The following is a 14,679-nucleotide window of genomic DNA, read 5'->3' on the forward strand; positions in this document are numbered from 1 at the left end:
CCCCGCCCTGTCCGGTCCCGTTCCGTACGGTCCCGTTCCGTTCCGGAAGGTCTGGGGGGTCCCGTCGTTCCGGGAGGTCTCGCCCTCCGTCGTTCCGTACCGTACGGACGACACGGGGGCGGTACGGGTACCCGCGGCGCGTCGGCGTGGCGCCCGCCCCTCCGGGGGGCGTGCGCCGGGGCCGGACGGGGGCGGGTCAGCAGCCGTTCAGGGTGCTTTGCAGGGTGTTCTTCTCGGCGCTGTCGACGGTCAGCCCGTAGTAGTGCTTCGTGTGCACCCACATCCGGACATAGGTGCAGATGTACGAGGTGCGTGACGGCAGCCACTCGGCCGGGTCCTTGTCGCCCTTGGCCTGGTTGACGTTGTCGGTGACGGCGATGAGCTGGGGGCGGGTGAGATCGTTGGCGAAACCCTGCCGCTGGGCGGTGGTCCAGCGGTTGGCGCCGGAGCGCCACGCCTCGGCCAGCGGGACGAGGTGGTCGATGTCCAGGTCGGACGCGGCGGTCCAGGTGGCTCCGTCGTACTCGGAGAACCAACGGCCGCTGACGGCGGCGCAACTGGAGTTCTGGACGACGTCGACGCCGTCCCGCTTGAGAACGACCTCACGGGTGTTGCAGGCGCCGTACTGGGTGCTCCAGTGCGGGAAGAGATCACGGCTGTAGCCGCTGGAGGAGCCCTCGGCCGCCACGGTGAGCTGTCCGAGATAGGCGCGTGCGGTGGCCGCGTCGACCGGGGTGGGTGGGGCCGCCTGGGCGGCGGGCGCGGTGGCGAGCAGCCCGGTGACGGCGAGGGCGGTGGCGAGGGCGGCGGTGGTGGTCGCGGCGGCGGTTCGACGGCTGGGGCGCGCGGGGCGGCCGGGCATGCGAACTCCTCGGGGGTGGGGGGAGGGGTGAGCTGACGGGCCGACAGGCCCACGGGCGCCGTTCGGCGGTGGTGCGGAGGCGCGGTGGTGCCGTCGGCTCCCGCGAGGGTGACGACACGGCGGCGCGGCGATGTCGGCCGGAACCAGCGTGACGTCATGAACACGACAGGGCAAGTGTTCTGAGGGATCGACACCTTCGCGTGACCGTTCGGCGTAGTGAACTCCGGCGCACGCGCGGCGTAGGGTTGCCGGGTGCTCCTCACGGTGAACGTCGCGTTCGGGGTGGTGCTCGCCGTACTGCTGCTCGCGGCGGCCGTGACGGCGGCCCTCACCCATCTCGGACGGGGACGGGAGATCCTGGTCGCCGGCGTGCGCGCGGCGGCGCAGCTCGGCGCGGTCTCCCTGGTCATCGGGTGGGTGGTCCGCTATCTGCCCGCGCTCGTCGGCTTCGTCCTGCTGATGTACGCGGTGGCGGTGTGGACGGCCGGGCGCCGGATCACCCCCCGGGGCCCGTGGTGGTGGGCGGGGGTGCCCATCGCGGCGGGGGTGCTTCCCGTGCTGGCGGTCGTGCTGCTGACCGGGATCGTCCCGCCGACGGGGATCGCGCTGGTCCCGGTCGCCGGGATCTTCATCGGCGGGGCGCTCACCGCGACCGTGCTCGCCGGGCGGCGGGCCCTCGACGAACTGCGGACCCGGCACGGAGAGGTGGAGGCGGGGCTCGCCCTCGGGCTGCTCGACCGCGACGCCCGGCTGGAGGTCGCCCGCGTCTCGGCGTCGGACGCGCTGCTCCCCGGGCTCGACCAGACCAGGACCGTGGGGCTCGTCACCCTGCCGGGGGCGTTCGTCGGCATGCTGCTCGGCGGTGCCTCACCGCTGCGGGCGGGCGCGGTGCAGCTCTTCGTTCTGGTGGGGCTGATGGCGGTGCAGGTGGTCGCGGTCGCGGTGACGCTGGAGCTGGTGGCCCGGGGGCGGCTGCACCGCCGCGGGGAGTGAGACCCCCGCGCGGCCGGGCGCGTCCCCGTACCCGCTGTCGCCGCCCTGCCGGTACCCCCGCGCGGCCGGGCGCGCCCCCGTACCCGCCGTCGCCGCCCCGCCGGTACCTCCGCGCATCCCCGCGCGCCCCCGTGCTTCCGCGCGCGTCCCCGTCCGGGCGCGGGCACCGTGGGCCGGGCGCCCGTACCGTACCCTGGACGGAGCAGAAGGGGAGTAGCTCTTCGCCGGAACGTCGACATACTGCCGGGCCCGTGCCCGGCCGGCGCCCGGAGGCTGCCTCGGATCGGGTCCTGACCCGTCCGAAGCCGCCAGCGAGACCTTCGGCCGCAGTGTCCATCGACGCTGCCGTGCCGAAGCGACCCCTTTTTTCGCAGGTCTCTCGGTGCGGGCAGCCCGACCGATAGAGGAATCCACACGTGATCAGCTTCACCGTCATGGCGATCACCTTCGGCGTCGTCTTTCTCGCCGAGCTCCCCGACAAGACCGCGCTCGCCGGTCTGATGCTGGGCACCCGCTACCGGGCGTCCTATGTCTTCGCCGGTGTCGCCGCCGCCTTCGCGGTGCATGTGGCACTGGCGATCGCGGCGGGCAGTGTGCTCACCCTGCTGCCGCACCGGCTGGTGCAGGCGGTCGTGGGCGTGCTCTTCCTCGCGGGCGCGCTCGTCCTGCTCCTCCGCAAGCACGACGACGACGGCGGGAACATCAAGGCGCCCGAGGACCAGTCGTTCTGGAAGGTCTCCGGGGCGGGCTTCATGCTGATCCTGGTCGCCGAGTTCGGCGATCTCACCCAGATCATGACCGCGAACCTGGCCGCCCGCTACGACAACCCGATCTCCGTGGGCCTCGGCGCGGTGCTGGCGCTGTGGGCGGTCGCGGGCATCGGCATCCTCGGCGGCAAGACGCTGATGAAGTACGTGCCGCTGAAGCTGATCACCAAGGTCGCGGCCGGTCTGATGCTGGCCCTGGCCGGATTCAGCCTGTACGAGGCGATCACGGGCTGAGTCCGGCGGACCGCCGTCGCCGCCCGGTCCCGTCGAGGGGGCCGGGCGGCGCGGACCGCCGGGCGGGCCCGCGCGGACTGCCGGGCGACGACGGTGCGGACCGCCGGACGGCGGTGGCGCGGACCGTCAGACGGCGGCGGCGCTCCGGCGGCGGCTCAGCCGGACGTGTCCGTCCGGAGTCACGGCCACGTCGAGCGCGTCCAGGTCCGGGACGGCGAGGTCGGGCGAGAGACCGGCGGCCCGGGGCCCGATGCCCACGGTGAGGCACCCGGCGGCACGCGCCGCCGCGAGGCCGGCCTCCGAGTCCTCGAAGGCGACGCACTCCGCCGGGGCGAAGCCCAGCTCGGCCGCGCCCTTGAGGAAGCCCTCCGGGTCCGGCTTGCTCGCGCCCACCGACTCCGCCGTGATCCGCACGAGGGGCAGCGGCAGCCCGGCGGCCCCCATCCGGGCCCGGGCCAGCGCCTCGTCCGCCGAGGTCACCAGGGCGTGCGGCACCCGGGCGACCGCCGCAAGGAACTCCGGCGCGCCCGGTATCGGCACCACTCCGGCCACATCGGCCGTCTCGCGCGCCAGCATCACCGCGTTCTCCGCGTGGTTGCGCTCCATCGGCCGCTCCGGCAGCAGCGCGGCCATCGTCGCCCACCCCTGGCGGCCGTGGACGACCTTCAGGGCCTCGTCGGGGTCGAGCCCCTGCTCCGTCGCCCACTCCCGCCAGAGCCGTTCCACCACCGCGTCCGAGTTGACGAGCGTGCCGTCCATGTCGAGCAGCAGCGCGCGGCCGACGAGGACGGCGGCGGTGTCCGGCTGAGTGGTGGTGTCCGGCTGGGCGGTGGTGTTCGGCATGTGGTGCTCCGTACTCCCGAGGGCTCCGGGACGCACACGGGGGTCCCAGAGGCAGAACAGCCCCGTCCGCCGGTCAGGGGAGCGGACGGGGCTTTGTTTCCCAACGATACAAAACCGCAGGTCCAGCCGCCACCTCCACCCGGTGGCGGAGCCGCCGCACCCGGTCGTCGAGCCCTCGCGCACGGGCCGTCCGCGCCACCGCTCAGCAGGCCGGACCCGCCCGTACCGCACAGGATGGAGGGAACGCGCCCCGGGCGGACACGGACCCCCGGGGCGAGGAGCGGCGCAGGGCCCCCGAGGAGAGGCGCATGGCGGAGGAAACGACCGGCCCCGCGCCGGTGGTCACGGCCCCCGGCGAGGGCCGCAGCCGACGGGCCGTCATGGTCTCCATCGGCGCGCTGCTGCTCGGCATGCTGCTCGCCGCGCTCGATCAGACGATCGTCTCCACCGCCCTGCCCACCATCGTCAGCGACCTCGGCGGACTGGAACACCTCTCCTGGGTGGTCACCGCCTATCTGCTCGCCTCGACGGCGGCCACCCCGCTGTGGGGCAAGCTCGGCGACCAGTACGGCCGCAAGAAGCTCTTCCAGACGGCCATCGTCATCTTCCTCATCGGCTCGGCCCTCTGCGGCATCGCGCAGGACATGCCCCAGCTCATCGGCTTCCGCGCGCTCCAGGGCCTCGGCGGCGGCGGACTCATGGTGCTCTCCATGGCGATCGTCGGCGACATCGTCTCGCCCCGGGAGCGCGGCAAGTACCAGGGGCTCTTCGGCGGCGTCTTCGGCGCCTCCAGCGTCCTCGGCCCGCTGCTCGGCGGCTTCTTCACCGACAATCTGAGCTGGCGCTGGGTCTTCTACATCAATCTGCCGATCGGTGCGGTGGCGCTGCTCGTCATCGCGGCCGTGCTGCACATCCCGGTCCGCTCCACCCCCCACACCATCGACTACCTCGGCACCTTCCTCATCGCCGCCGTCGCCACCTGTCTGGTGCTGGTCGCCTCGCTCGGCGGCACCACCTGGGCCTGGGACTCGCCGCAGATCATCGGGCTCACCCTGCTCGGCCTGATCCTGCTCGCGGTCTTCATCCCGGTCGAACGGCGGGCCGCCGAGCCCGTGCTGCCGCTGCGGCTCTTCCGTATCCGCACCTTCACCCTGGTGGCGGTGATCAGCTTCATCGTCGGCTTCGCGATGTTCGGCGCGATGACCTATCTGCCGACCTTCCTCCAGGTGGTCCACGGCATCACCCCGACCCTCTCCGGGGTGCACATGCTGCCCATGGTGGCCGGACTGCTGCTCGCGTCCACGGCCTCCGGGCAGATCGTCAGCCGCACCGGCCGCTGGAAGGTCTTCCCCATCCTGGGCACCGGGATCACCGCGATCGGACTGCTCCTCCTCCACCGGCTCACCGAGTACAGCACCACCTGGGAGATGAGCGTCTATCTCTTCGTCTTCGGCACCGGGCTCGGCCTGGTGATGCAGGTCCTGGTGCTGGTGGTGCAGAACTCGGTGCGGTACGAGGACCTCGGCGTCGCCACCTCCGGCGCGACCTTCTTCCGCTCCATCGGGGCCGCCTTCGGGGTCGCCGTCTTCGGCACGATCTTCTCCAACGGGCTGCGCGGGCTGCTCGCCGACGCGCTCGCCGGGCGGCCGGTACCGGCCGGGGCCGCCGCCGAGATCGCCGCCGACCCGAAGGCCATCGCCAAGCTGCCCCCCGGGCTCCGGATGCCGGTGAAACACGCCTTCGCCGAGGCCATCACCAATGTCTTCCTGGACGCCGTCCCGGTGGTGCTGCTCGCCTTCGTGGTGGCCTGGTTCCTCAAGGAGGACCCGCTGCGCGGCTCGGTCACCGCGCCCGAGCCCACCCAGACGCTCGCCTCCAACCCGGTGGAGCGCTCCTCCCACGAGGAGTGCGCCCGCGCGCTGTCCGTCCTCGGCTCCCGCGAGGGACGGCGCGAGATCTATGTGAAGATCACCGACCGGGCGGGGTACGACCTGCTGCCCGCCGCGAGCTGGCTGCTGCTGCGCGTGCGCCGCCATGGAACGGTGGAACCGGCGCTGCTCGCCGACACCACCCCCGTACCGCTGCGGGCGATCACGGACGCCGCCCGGCAACTGGAGGAACGCGCGCTCGTACGCAGGGAAGGGGTGCAGCTCCTGCTCACCGACCGGGGTCTGGAGACCGCCGTACGGCTGGCCAAGGCGCGCGAGGAGTCACTGGCGGAGCTGCTGGGCGACTGGTGGGGGCCGGACCGGCCCACCGACCTCGTCCAACTGGTGGAGGAGCTGACCGGCGAGTTGTGCGGCTCGGACCAGGAACGGCCGGACGGACACCTTCCGGCCCGTGACCACCGGGCCCCCTGAGCGCGAACGGGGCCCCCGGGGCGCCCGGTGCGGCGGCGCCCCGGGCGCCCCGTCCGCGAAGGGCCGGGACAGGGCCGGAACCGGACCGGCGCCGGGTCAGGACTTCGGCGCGGCCGACTGGACGACCTCGAACGACCACAGCGTCGCCCCACTCGCGGCGGGCTTCTGCTGCTCGCCGCCCTCGCCGCCGCCCCGGGGGGCGTGGGCGTCGCGCATCGAGGTCGCCATCCATGTCTCGAAGTCCGCCTCGCTGCGCCAGCGGGTGTAGACCAGGTACTGGTCCGTACCCTCCAGCGGGCGCAGCAGCTCGAACCACTCGAACCCGTCGGCGCTCTCCACCAGCCCGGCGCGGGAGGCGAAGCGCTTCTCCAGCACCTCGCGCTGTTCCGCGGGGACGGTCAGAACATTGATCTTCACCACACTGGCCACAGGACATCCTTCACATCGAGCACATCGCAGGGATCGATCCCGACCGTACCGCCCCCGGCCCGGGGATCGCGGAGGAGCCCCGCGATCCGGCCGCGCGCTGTCGGAAGCCCGTCAGCCCCGCCGGGGGGCCGCCGCCTGACCGGTCAGGAGACGACACGGGCCAGCAGGAACCCGTCGTGCCCCTTCGCCCCCACCGTCTGCACGGCCGTCGCCTCCAGCCGCGGCTCCCGGGCGATCAGCTCGAACATCTCGCGGGTGCCCCGCACGGCCGCGTCCGCAGGTCCGGCGTTCTCGGCGTTCTCGTTCAGGATCGCCCCGCCGCGCACCACGTTGTCGACGACGATCACACTGCCCGGCCGGGACAGCCGCAGCGCCCACTCCACATAGCGGGGGTTGTTCACCTTGTCCGCGTCGATGAAGAAGAAGTCGAACGGGCCGACGCCCGGCTCCGCCGCCAGCTCCGGCAGGGTCTCCAGGGCCGCCCCGGTCCTGACCTCGGCCACCGCGCCGAGCCCCGCGCGCTCCAGGTTCGCCCGCGCCACCTCCGCGTGGGCCTCGCTGTACTCCAGCGAGATCAGCCGCCCGCCCGCGGGCAGCGCCCGCGCCAGCCAGATCGTGCTGTAGCCGCCCAGCGTGCCGATCTCCAGCACCGAGCGCGCCCCCTGGATCCGCGCCAGGAGATGGAGCAGCTTGCCCTGGTTGCCCGCCACGGCGATCTGCGGGAGGCCCGCCGCCGTACTGGCGTCGAGGGCCGCCGTGAGCGCCTCGTCGTCGGGCGCGAGCAGATCGGTCAGATAGCGGTCCACCGCCTGCCACCGCTCTTCGGGTCGTTCTTCCTGATGGGGATGCGGGCTCTGTTCGCTCATGCGTCAAACTTATGCCAGCGGGGAAACCCGGGACCGTTCCGTACGCGGGACGGTCCGCTGTCGTCACGGCGCCTGCCGGTGCCTGGCGGTGCTCGCCGGTGCGCGCCGGCGGCTGTCCGGTCGGATCATCACGCGACGGTGACCGGTCAGGCGAAGAGGGGGCCGCCCGAGTCCTTATGACCGGGTGATGCGACCCTCTGAAGCGGACAAGGCCAGCGAAGACCGGACAAGACGGAACGCAAGACGGAACGCAGGGGAGGCGCGGCGCGACGTGGCGAACGCGGAGCACAGCGTGCGCGGGAGTGCGACGACGGACACGAGGACGGGCAGGGCGAGAATCGCGCTGTGGCTCGTGGCCGCCGTCCTCGCCCTACGGCAGACGGTGGCGGTCCTGGGACAGCCGCCGGGCGAACGGTTCCCGGACCTGGAGACCTGGCTCGGCGACAACGGCGTCCTGCGCGCCGGGGGACCGCTGTACGAGGACGGCGGGTTCACCGGCACCCCCTTCGCGGGGCTGGTGCTCACACCGCTGACCCACGCCGCCGAGCAGACCCTCGGTGTCGCCTGGACCCTCGGCACCCTGCTGCTCGTCGCCGGTGTCGGCGTGGTGGCCGCCCGCGCGCTGCCGGGGCCGGTGTCCCGCCGCAGCTCCCTGCTGGCCGCCCCGGTCGCGATCAGCCTGCTGATGCTCTCGCTCCCCGTGCGCAACAGCTTCCACCTCGGCCAGACCAGCATCATCCCGGTGCTGCTCGTCCTCCTCGGCTGTTTCGCCGTCCGGGGGGAACGCGCCTCCGGAGCCCTCATCGGCCTCGCCGCCGCCCTCCAGCCCACGGTGCTGCTCTTCGCCCCGCTGCTCTGGTTCACCGGCCGCAGACGGGCCGCCGCGGGCTCCGTGCTCACCTTCGCCGTCTGCTCCGCCCTCGCCTGGGCGGCGCTGCCCGGGGACTCCCGGACATACTGGCTCGACCACGCGGCGGGCGCCGGGCTCGGCAGCCACTCCGACGGGCTCGCGAACCAGTCCCTCCACGGCATGCTGCTCCGCTTCGGCCTGGAGGGGCCGCTGGAGATCGCGCTCTACCTGGTGCTCGCCGCCGCCGTCACCTGGTTCGGACTGCGCCGCGCGGTCCACTGCGCCCGGGACGGACAGCTCCTCCTCGCCGTCGCGCTGACCGGCTGTGTCGCCGTCGCCGTCGCCCCCACCACCTGGCAGCACCAGACCCTGTGGCTGCTGCTCGCGGTCGTCGGCCGGGTCGGCAAGCGGGAACGGGACCGGATGCTGTGGCCGTTCCTGACGGTGGCCGCGGTCACCCTGCCCGCCAAGATGCTGCTGCCGAACCTCTCGGTGATGGCGCCGATCCGGGAGAACGCGGTGCTGCTCATGGCGGTGGCCGCCGCCTGCGCCGTGCCCTTCCTCGACCGCTCCTCGCCGCACTTCCGGCAGCCGGTCCCCACCGTGTACGTCACCCCGGCGCCGTCGAGGTGGAGCCGGGTGCCGCTGCTGCCCTTCTGGCGGCGGGTGGTCAGCAGGCCGAATCTGCTGCTCGAACTGATCGCGATCCGGGTCGGCTACTCGATCTACTCGCAGATCCGGCTCGCCGCGACCGCCGGGGTGGACGAGGCCCGCGCCCACGGCCGGCAGATCAACGCGATCGAGCAGGCCATCGGCATCGACATCGAGCACTGGTTCAACCATGTCGTGGTCGACTCGGCGTGGCTGGAGAGCTTCTTCAACTTCTACTACACGTCGTTCCACTTCCCGGTGCCGCTGCTCATCCTCGGGCTGCTCTTCGTCCGCAGCCCCGGGGACTACCGCTGGGCCCGGTCGGCGCTCGCCTTCGCCACGCTGCTGGCGCTGGTCGGCTTCTGGCTCTATCCGCTCGCGCCGCCGCGGCTGATGCCGGGCATGGGCTTCGTCGACACGGTCCACGGGACCGTGGACCTGGCCAACCCCGACTTCGGGGCGATGACGGCGGTCACCAACCAGTACGCGGCGATGCCCTCGCTCCACTTCGGCTGGTCGCTGTGGTGCGGTGTGGTGGTCGTGATGCTCGCGCCGAAGCTGTGGATGAAGGCGCTGGGGCTGCTCCATCCGCTGATCACGTTCGCGGTGATCGTCGGTACGGCGAACCACTGGATTCTGGACGCGGTGGGCGGCGCGGCGGTCGTCGCCGCCGGGTTCGGCCTCACCCATCTGCTGGCGGGCCCCCGCCGGGTGATCCTGCCCCAGGACACCGCCCCCGCGGCCGGTGGCCCGGACACCGCCGCCGCGCCCACCGCCCCGGTGCTGGTCCCGGCGGCCCGGGAGCCCGAGCCCGAGCCGGGCGCCCGGACAGCGGACACCCCGGGCGCGGCGGCGCAGGGTGTGACGGCACCGGGCGTGGCGGCGCAGGGCGGCAAGGCGCCGGGGGTGACGGCGCGGGGCGCGAAGGAGTCGGCCGCGCCCCAGTAGTCCCGGCCGCCGCCCCCGGGGGCAGGGAGTCCGATCCCGTACCCCCGGGGGCGGCCCGGCGCACGGCCCGCCGGGCCGGGGGTTTCGGCCCGGGGTCAGCGGTCCACGGTGACCTGGAGTTCCTTCACCCCGTTCAGCCACGCCGACCGCAGTCTGCGGGGCTCACCCGCCAGCCGCAGATCCGGCAGCGCGTCCGCCAGCGCGTCGAACATCAGATCGATCTCCATCACCGCCAGCGACTTCCCCAGACAGAAGTGCGGACCCCCGCCGCCGAAGCCCAGATGCGGATTGGGGTCCCGGGTGATGTCGAAGCTCTCCGGGTCCGTGAAGACCTCGGGGTCGTTGTTGGCCGAGGAGTAGAAGAGCCCCACCCGCTCCCCCCGGGCGATCTCCTGTCCGCCGAGCACCAGATCCTCGGTCGCCGTGCGCTGGAACGAGACGATCGGGGAGGCCCAGCGCACGATCTCCTCCGCCGTTGTCGCGGGCCGCTCCCTCTGGTACAGCTCCCACTGCTCGGGATGGGTGAGGAAGGCGTGCATCCCATGGGTGAGGGCGTTGCGCGTGGTCTCGTTCCCGGCCACGGCCAGCAGGATGACGAAGAAGCCGAACTCGTCCGACGAGAGGTTGCCCGAACCCTCCGCCGCCACCAGCCGGCTGACGATGTCGTCGGCGGGGCACTCCTTGCGGGCGGCGGCGAGATTCATCGCGTACGCCATGAACTCCATCGTCGCCTCCAGCCCCACCTCCTCGGTGATCGCGAACTCGGGGTCGTCGTACGAGGCCATCCTGTTGGACCAGTGGAAGATCCTGGCCCGGTCCCGCTGCGGTATGCCGATCAGCTCGGCGATCGTCTGGAGCGGCAGTTCGACGGCGAGGGTGCTGACGAAGTCGAACGAGCCGCCGGTACGGGAACGGGCCACCGCGGCGTCGACGATCGCGCGGGCGCGCTCCCGCAACACGCCCTCCAGGGAGTTCACCGCCCGCGGGGTGAACCCGCGCTGCACGATCTGCCGTATCCGGGTGTGCTCCGGCGGGTCCATATTGAGCATGATCAGCCGCTGGACGTCGATCTGGTCGCGCTGGATCGACTCATGGAAACGGATGACCGCCGTATTGAGGTACGACGAGAAGAGATCCGGACGGGTCGAGACGTATTTGACGTCGGCGTGGCGGGTAACCGCCCAGTAGCCCCCGTCGTCGAAGCCCGTGGTGCCGGGCCGCTGGGGCACCCAGCAGACCGGGGCGGTCCGGCGGGCCAGCGCGAACTCCGGGTGCGGCACTCGGGCGCTCAGCAGATCGGGGTCGGTGAAGTCGAAGCCGTGCGGGATTCCGGCGATTCCGGGAAGACCGGGCAGACGAGGGCAGCGCATCGATCAACTCCTGGCCAGGCGTCGGCGTCAGGGACACCGCCTTGTTCTGGCGCAATATCGCTGACGTCCCATCAGGTGCTGTCCGAAAGCTAGTAACGAGTTCTACAACACGCAAGAGCGCGATGGCGGCCGACCGGGAGGCGGGGTGTGACGGGCACGCGGGACGCCGGTGCGGGAAGGGTGTGAGACCGGTGCACACCCCTTGCGTACCGAGGGTAACTCTCATAAGACTGAGCGGAGGCAACTAGAACGCGTACTAGTTTTTGCGTGGTGCGCCGGGACGCCCGCGCCTTCCTCAGACCCGGAGAGGACGAGTCATGGCCGCGGAACCCGTCATCGTGGAGGCCGTACGCACCCCCATCGGCAAGCGCGGAGGGTCGCTCGCCAATCTCCACCCCGCCTACCTCCTGGGCGAGACCTACCGCGAACTCCTCGCCCGCACCGGAATCCAGCCGGACTGCGTGGAACAGATCGTCGGCGGCACCGTCACCCACGCGGGCGAGCAGTCCATGAACCCGGCGCGCACCGCCTGGCTGGCGATGGGGCTCCCGTACGAGACCGCCGCGACCACCGTGGACTGCCAGTGCGGGTCCTCGCAGCAGGCGAGCCACCTGGTGGCCAACATGATCGCGTCGGGCGTCATCGACGTCGGCGTGAGCTGCGGCCTCGAATCGATGTCCCGGGTCCCGATCGGCAGCGCCACCAAACACGGCCCCGGCAAGCCCTTCCCTGACGAGTGGAACGTGGACCTGCCCAACCAGTTCGAGGCGGCCGAGCGGATCGCCCGCCGCCGGGGACTGGACCGGGAGCGGGTCGACGCGCTCGGGCTGCTCTCCCAGGAGCGCGCGGCGACCGCGTGGGCCGAGGAGCGCTTCAAGCGCGAGACCTTCGGCGTCCAGGTGCCCACCACGGACGAGGAGCAGGCCGCGGGCCAGGGGATGTGGCGGCTGGTCGACCGGGACGAGGGGCTGCGCGACACCAGCATGGCGGCGCTGGCGGCGCTGAAGCCGGTGATGCCCACCGCCGTGCACACGGCGGGCAACTCCTCCCAGATCTCCGACGGCGCCGCCGCGCTGATGTGGGCCTCCAAGCGGATGGCGCGGGCGCTGCGGCTGCGCCCCCGGGCCCGCATTGTGGCGCAGGCGCTGGTCGGCTCCGATCCGCACTTCCACCTCGACGGGCCGATCGACGCGACCCGCGCGGTCCTGGGGAAGGCGGGGATGTCGCTCAAGGACATCGACCTGGTGGAGATCAACGAAGCCTTCGCCTCGGTGGTGCTGAGCTGGGCGCAGGTCTTCGAGCAGGACCTGACGAAGGTGAACGTGAACGGTGGCGCGATCGCGCTCGGCCACCCCGTGGGGGCGACGGGCGCCCGGCTGATCACCACGGCCCTGTACGAGCTGGAGCGCCGGGACCAGGAGTTCGCGCTGGTGACGATGTGCGCGGGCGGCGGCCTCGCGACGGGCACCATCCTTCAGCGGCTGTAGGCCGGGCGGGGGGAGGGCCCGGCCGCGGCGGGGGGACGGCTGTGGGGCCGGGGCGATGTGCCCCGGCCCCACAGGGTGTACCGGTCTTCGGGCCTCAGGGGCTCCGGAGGGTCAGCGGTCCGCCGGCGCCGGCCAGCACCGGGCGGTACCGGTCAGTGCCGGTCCCAGGCTGTCAGTACCAGCCCTGGGTCTGCCAGGCGGACCAGGCGGCGCACGGGCTGCCGTAGCGGTCCTTCATATAGTCCACACCCCACTTGATCTGCGTCTCGGGGTTGGTGCGCCAGTCGGAACCGTGGGTGGCCATCTTGTTGCCCGGCAGGGCCTGCACCAGACCGTAGGCACCGCTCGACGGGTTGGTGGCGGTCACCTTCCAGTCGCTCTCGTGGTCAACGATCTTGTTGAAGCACTGGTACTGGGCGTCGTCCGCGAGCACCTTCTGGGCGATCGCCTGCGTGGACGCGACCGTGGGAGCCGCGGGAGCCGCGGGGGCGGCCGAGGCGGCGGGCGCGTTCACACCGAGGACCATGGCGGCGGAGGTCACCGCGAGCGCGGAACCGGCCAGGACGGCCTTCGGGGTGGCGATACGGCTGAGACGGGTGAGAGCGGCGCGGGACAAAGCGGGACACCTTACGTCGGGGACAGAACGGTCACCGGGGCGTACCGGACCCACGCGGATAGCGGTGGGGATTCCGGCCACCGGACGGCGCGAGCGGACCGCGGGGGGCGGGCCGCGCCGGGCGACCAGACAGTTGTAGCGGGCCGCGGACCGGGGCCGCAACGGTGCGGATTACTAGCGGGCCTCGCAGTCGGCCCGCTGTGACCTGGCCCCTTGACGGCCCCGTCCGGGCAGCTCAGTGGGTGGACGGGGGCCTTTCGCCGACCCCCGCCGGGGCTACGAGGCCGCTTCGTGGACGGTTCGGGCCCTGTGGGTCTCCTCACCCGGGGCGGCCCTCCGCGATGGCTCAAATGTGATCTGCGCCTCGAAGGCGGCGCGCCGGGTGGCCCGGCGCAGCGCCCGCAGGACGGCGGTGCCGAGGGTGAGCGTGAGCACCAGCGTCATCGCCGCCCGGCCCAGGTCCCAGCCGAGGGAGGTCGCCAGACAGTAGGCGAGGAAACGGGCCAGGTTGTCGGCGAGCGGATCGCCCGGCTGGAAGGAGATCCCCGAGGACAGCCCGCCGAGATAGGTCCACCCCTGGAGGTTCATGGCGGTGCCGTACGCGAACGAGGCGACCGTGCCGTACGCCCCGAGCAGCCACAGCTCGGCCCGGCCCCGGATACGGCCGGGGCCCGGCAGCAGCCCCGCGCCCAGCGTGAACCAGCCCATGGCGAGCATCTGGAACGGCATCCAGGGGCCGACCCCGCCGGTCAGCAGCGCGGACGCGAACATCGTCACGGAGCCGAGGACGAAGCCGAGGCCCGGTCCGAGCACCCGTCCGCTCAGCACCATCAGGAAGAACATCGGCTCCAGACCGGCCGTTCCGGCGCCGAGCGGCCGCAGCGCGGCCCCCACCGCCGCGAGCACCCCGACCATGGCCACCGCCTTGGCTTCGAGCCCGGAGTCCGCGATCGTCGCCACCACGACCGCGACCAGCAGCGGCAGCAGCGCGGCGAAGAGCCACGGCGCGTCGGTGTGGTGCGCGGCGACCTGGGAGCCGCCCGCCGCGAGCAGCGGCCAGCCGAAGGCGGCCACCCCGAACGCGCTGACGAGCACGAGCACGGCGGCGGCGCGGGGCCCGAGCCGCACGGGTCGGCCCGCCCGGGCCTGGCGCGGGCGACCGCCCGCGCCCCGGGGGGTGCCGGTCCGGTGACGGGGGGTGCCGTCACCGCCGCCGACGGCCGCGTCCGGGCCGGTGGCGGCGTTCCGGCGGGACGCGGGGGCCGTGTGACCGGCCGTGCCGGGGGCGGGGGGCGCGGCGCCCGGGTGGCCGGTGGCGGTCCCGTCGGGGGCGGTGTCCGGGTGACCGGCCGCCGTCGCGGGTGCCTCCGGGCCGGTCGGGCCCCCGCCCGCGCGGGCGGGTG

General features: G+C 73.0%; 12 protein-coding genes. 5 read left to right on the forward strand and 7 right to left on the reverse strand.

Annotation, left to right across the window (positions count from 1 at the left end; genetic code table 11):
* Positions 1-196: 196 nt before the first annotated feature.
* Entirely contained in the window at positions 197-862 is a 666-nt protein-coding gene (locus CRV15_RS20535) for an HNH endonuclease family protein (RefSeq protein WP_003954132.1), read from the reverse strand.
* A 252-nt stretch (positions 863-1,114) separates the two neighbouring features.
* Between CRV15_RS20535 and CRV15_RS20540 the strand changes: the two genes are divergently transcribed.
* The gene (locus CRV15_RS20540; protein ID WP_003954133.1) at positions 1,115-1,855 is read left to right on the forward strand and encodes an ABC transporter permease; all 741 of its coding nucleotides are present in this window, start codon (positions 1,115-1,117) and stop codon (positions 1,853-1,855) included.
* Positions 1,856-2,271: 416 nt separating this feature from the next.
* On the forward strand, positions 2,272-2,856 hold the full coding sequence (locus CRV15_RS20545) for a TMEM165/GDT1 family protein (protein ID WP_003954134.1): 585 nt from the start codon (positions 2,272-2,274) through the stop codon (positions 2,854-2,856).
* 126 nt (positions 2,857-2,982) lie between these two features.
* Here the strand turns inward: CRV15_RS20545 and CRV15_RS20550 are convergent, their stop codons facing one another.
* Positions 2,983-3,699, reverse strand: coding sequence for an HAD-IA family hydrolase (locus CRV15_RS20550; RefSeq protein ID WP_003954135.1), 717 nt, complete (start codon positions 3,697-3,699; stop codon positions 2,983-2,985).
* 308 nt (positions 3,700-4,007) lie between these two features.
* On the opposite strand from CRV15_RS20550, the gene CRV15_RS20555 reads away from it, so the two are divergent.
* Positions 4,008-6,059, forward strand: a complete 2,052-nt coding sequence (locus CRV15_RS20555; RefSeq protein ID WP_003954136.1) for an MDR family MFS transporter — start codon at positions 4,008-4,010, stop codon at positions 6,057-6,059.
* A gap of 96 nt (positions 6,060-6,155) precedes the next feature.
* On the opposite strand, the gene CRV15_RS20560 is transcribed toward CRV15_RS20555, so the two are convergent.
* Together CRV15_RS20560 and CRV15_RS20565 are read right to left on the reverse strand one after the other, a co-directional pair.
* Complete coding sequence (locus CRV15_RS20560) at positions 6,156-6,488, reverse strand: antibiotic biosynthesis monooxygenase family protein (RefSeq protein ID WP_003960339.1); 333 nt, start codon at positions 6,486-6,488, stop codon at positions 6,156-6,158.
* A gap of 143 nt (positions 6,489-6,631) precedes the next feature.
* Positions 6,632-7,354 (reverse strand): O-methyltransferase, encoded by a 723-nt coding sequence (locus CRV15_RS20565; protein ID WP_003960338.1) that lies wholly within the window; start codon positions 7,352-7,354, stop codon positions 6,632-6,634.
* A 271-nt stretch (positions 7,355-7,625) separates the two neighbouring features.
* On the opposite strand from CRV15_RS20565, the gene CRV15_RS20570 reads away from it, so the two are divergent.
* Complete coding sequence (locus tag CRV15_RS20570) at positions 7,626-9,803, forward strand: bifunctional glycosyltransferase 87/phosphatase PAP2 family protein (protein WP_230864105.1); 2,178 nt, start codon at positions 7,626-7,628, stop codon at positions 9,801-9,803.
* A gap of 95 nt (positions 9,804-9,898) precedes the next feature.
* Here CRV15_RS20570 and CRV15_RS20575 read toward each other — a convergent pair whose 3' ends face one another.
* Positions 9,899-11,173, reverse strand: coding sequence for a cytochrome P450 (locus CRV15_RS20575; RefSeq protein ID WP_003960336.1), 1,275 nt, complete (start codon positions 11,171-11,173; stop codon positions 9,899-9,901).
* Positions 11,174-11,490: 317 nt separating this feature from the next.
* Here CRV15_RS20575 and CRV15_RS20580 point away from each other — a divergent pair, with 317 nt between their 5' ends.
* Positions 11,491-12,660, forward strand: coding sequence for a steroid 3-ketoacyl-CoA thiolase (locus CRV15_RS20580; RefSeq protein ID WP_009996070.1), 1,170 nt, complete (start codon positions 11,491-11,493; stop codon positions 12,658-12,660).
* Between the two features lie 172 nt (positions 12,661-12,832).
* On the opposite strand, the gene CRV15_RS20585 is transcribed toward CRV15_RS20580, so the two are convergent.
* Together CRV15_RS20585 and CRV15_RS20590 are read right to left on the reverse strand one after the other, a co-directional pair.
* On the reverse strand, positions 12,833-13,276 hold the full coding sequence (locus CRV15_RS20585; RefSeq protein ID WP_009996068.1) for an aggregation-promoting factor C-terminal-like domain-containing protein: 444 nt from the start codon (positions 13,274-13,276) through the stop codon (positions 12,833-12,835).
* Between the two features lie 276 nt (positions 13,277-13,552).
* Positions 13,553-14,404, reverse strand: coding sequence for an ECF transporter S component (locus CRV15_RS20590; RefSeq protein WP_174391410.1), 852 nt, complete (start codon positions 14,402-14,404; stop codon positions 13,553-13,555).
* Between the last annotated feature and the right edge of the window lie 275 nt (positions 14,405-14,679).

Source organism: Streptomyces clavuligerus (assembly GCF_005519465.1).
Lineage (GTDB): Bacteria > Actinomycetota > Actinomycetes > Streptomycetales > Streptomycetaceae > Streptomyces > Streptomyces clavuligerus.

Coding starts and splice junctions, on each gene's coding strand:
- CRV15_RS20535 (WP_003954132.1), bottom strand. CDS start 862: ATGCCCGGCCGCCCCGCGCGCCCCAGCCGTCGAACCGCCGCCGCGACC.
- CRV15_RS20550 (WP_003954135.1), bottom strand. CDS start 3,699: ATGCCGAACACCACCGCCCAGCCGGACACCACCACTCAGCCGGACACC.
- CRV15_RS20555 (WP_003954136.1), top strand. CDS start 4,008: ATGGCGGAGGAAACGACCGGCCCCGCGCCGGTGGTCACGGCCCCCGGC.
- CRV15_RS20565 (WP_003960338.1), bottom strand. CDS start 7,354: ATGAGCGAACAGAGCCCGCATCCCCATCAGGAAGAACGACCCGAAGAG.
- CRV15_RS20575 (WP_003960336.1), bottom strand. CDS start 11,173: ATGCGCTGCCCTCGTCTGCCCGGTCTTCCCGGAATCGCCGGAATCCCG.
- CRV15_RS20580 (WP_009996070.1), top strand. CDS start 11,491: ATGGCCGCGGAACCCGTCATCGTGGAGGCCGTACGCACCCCCATCGGC.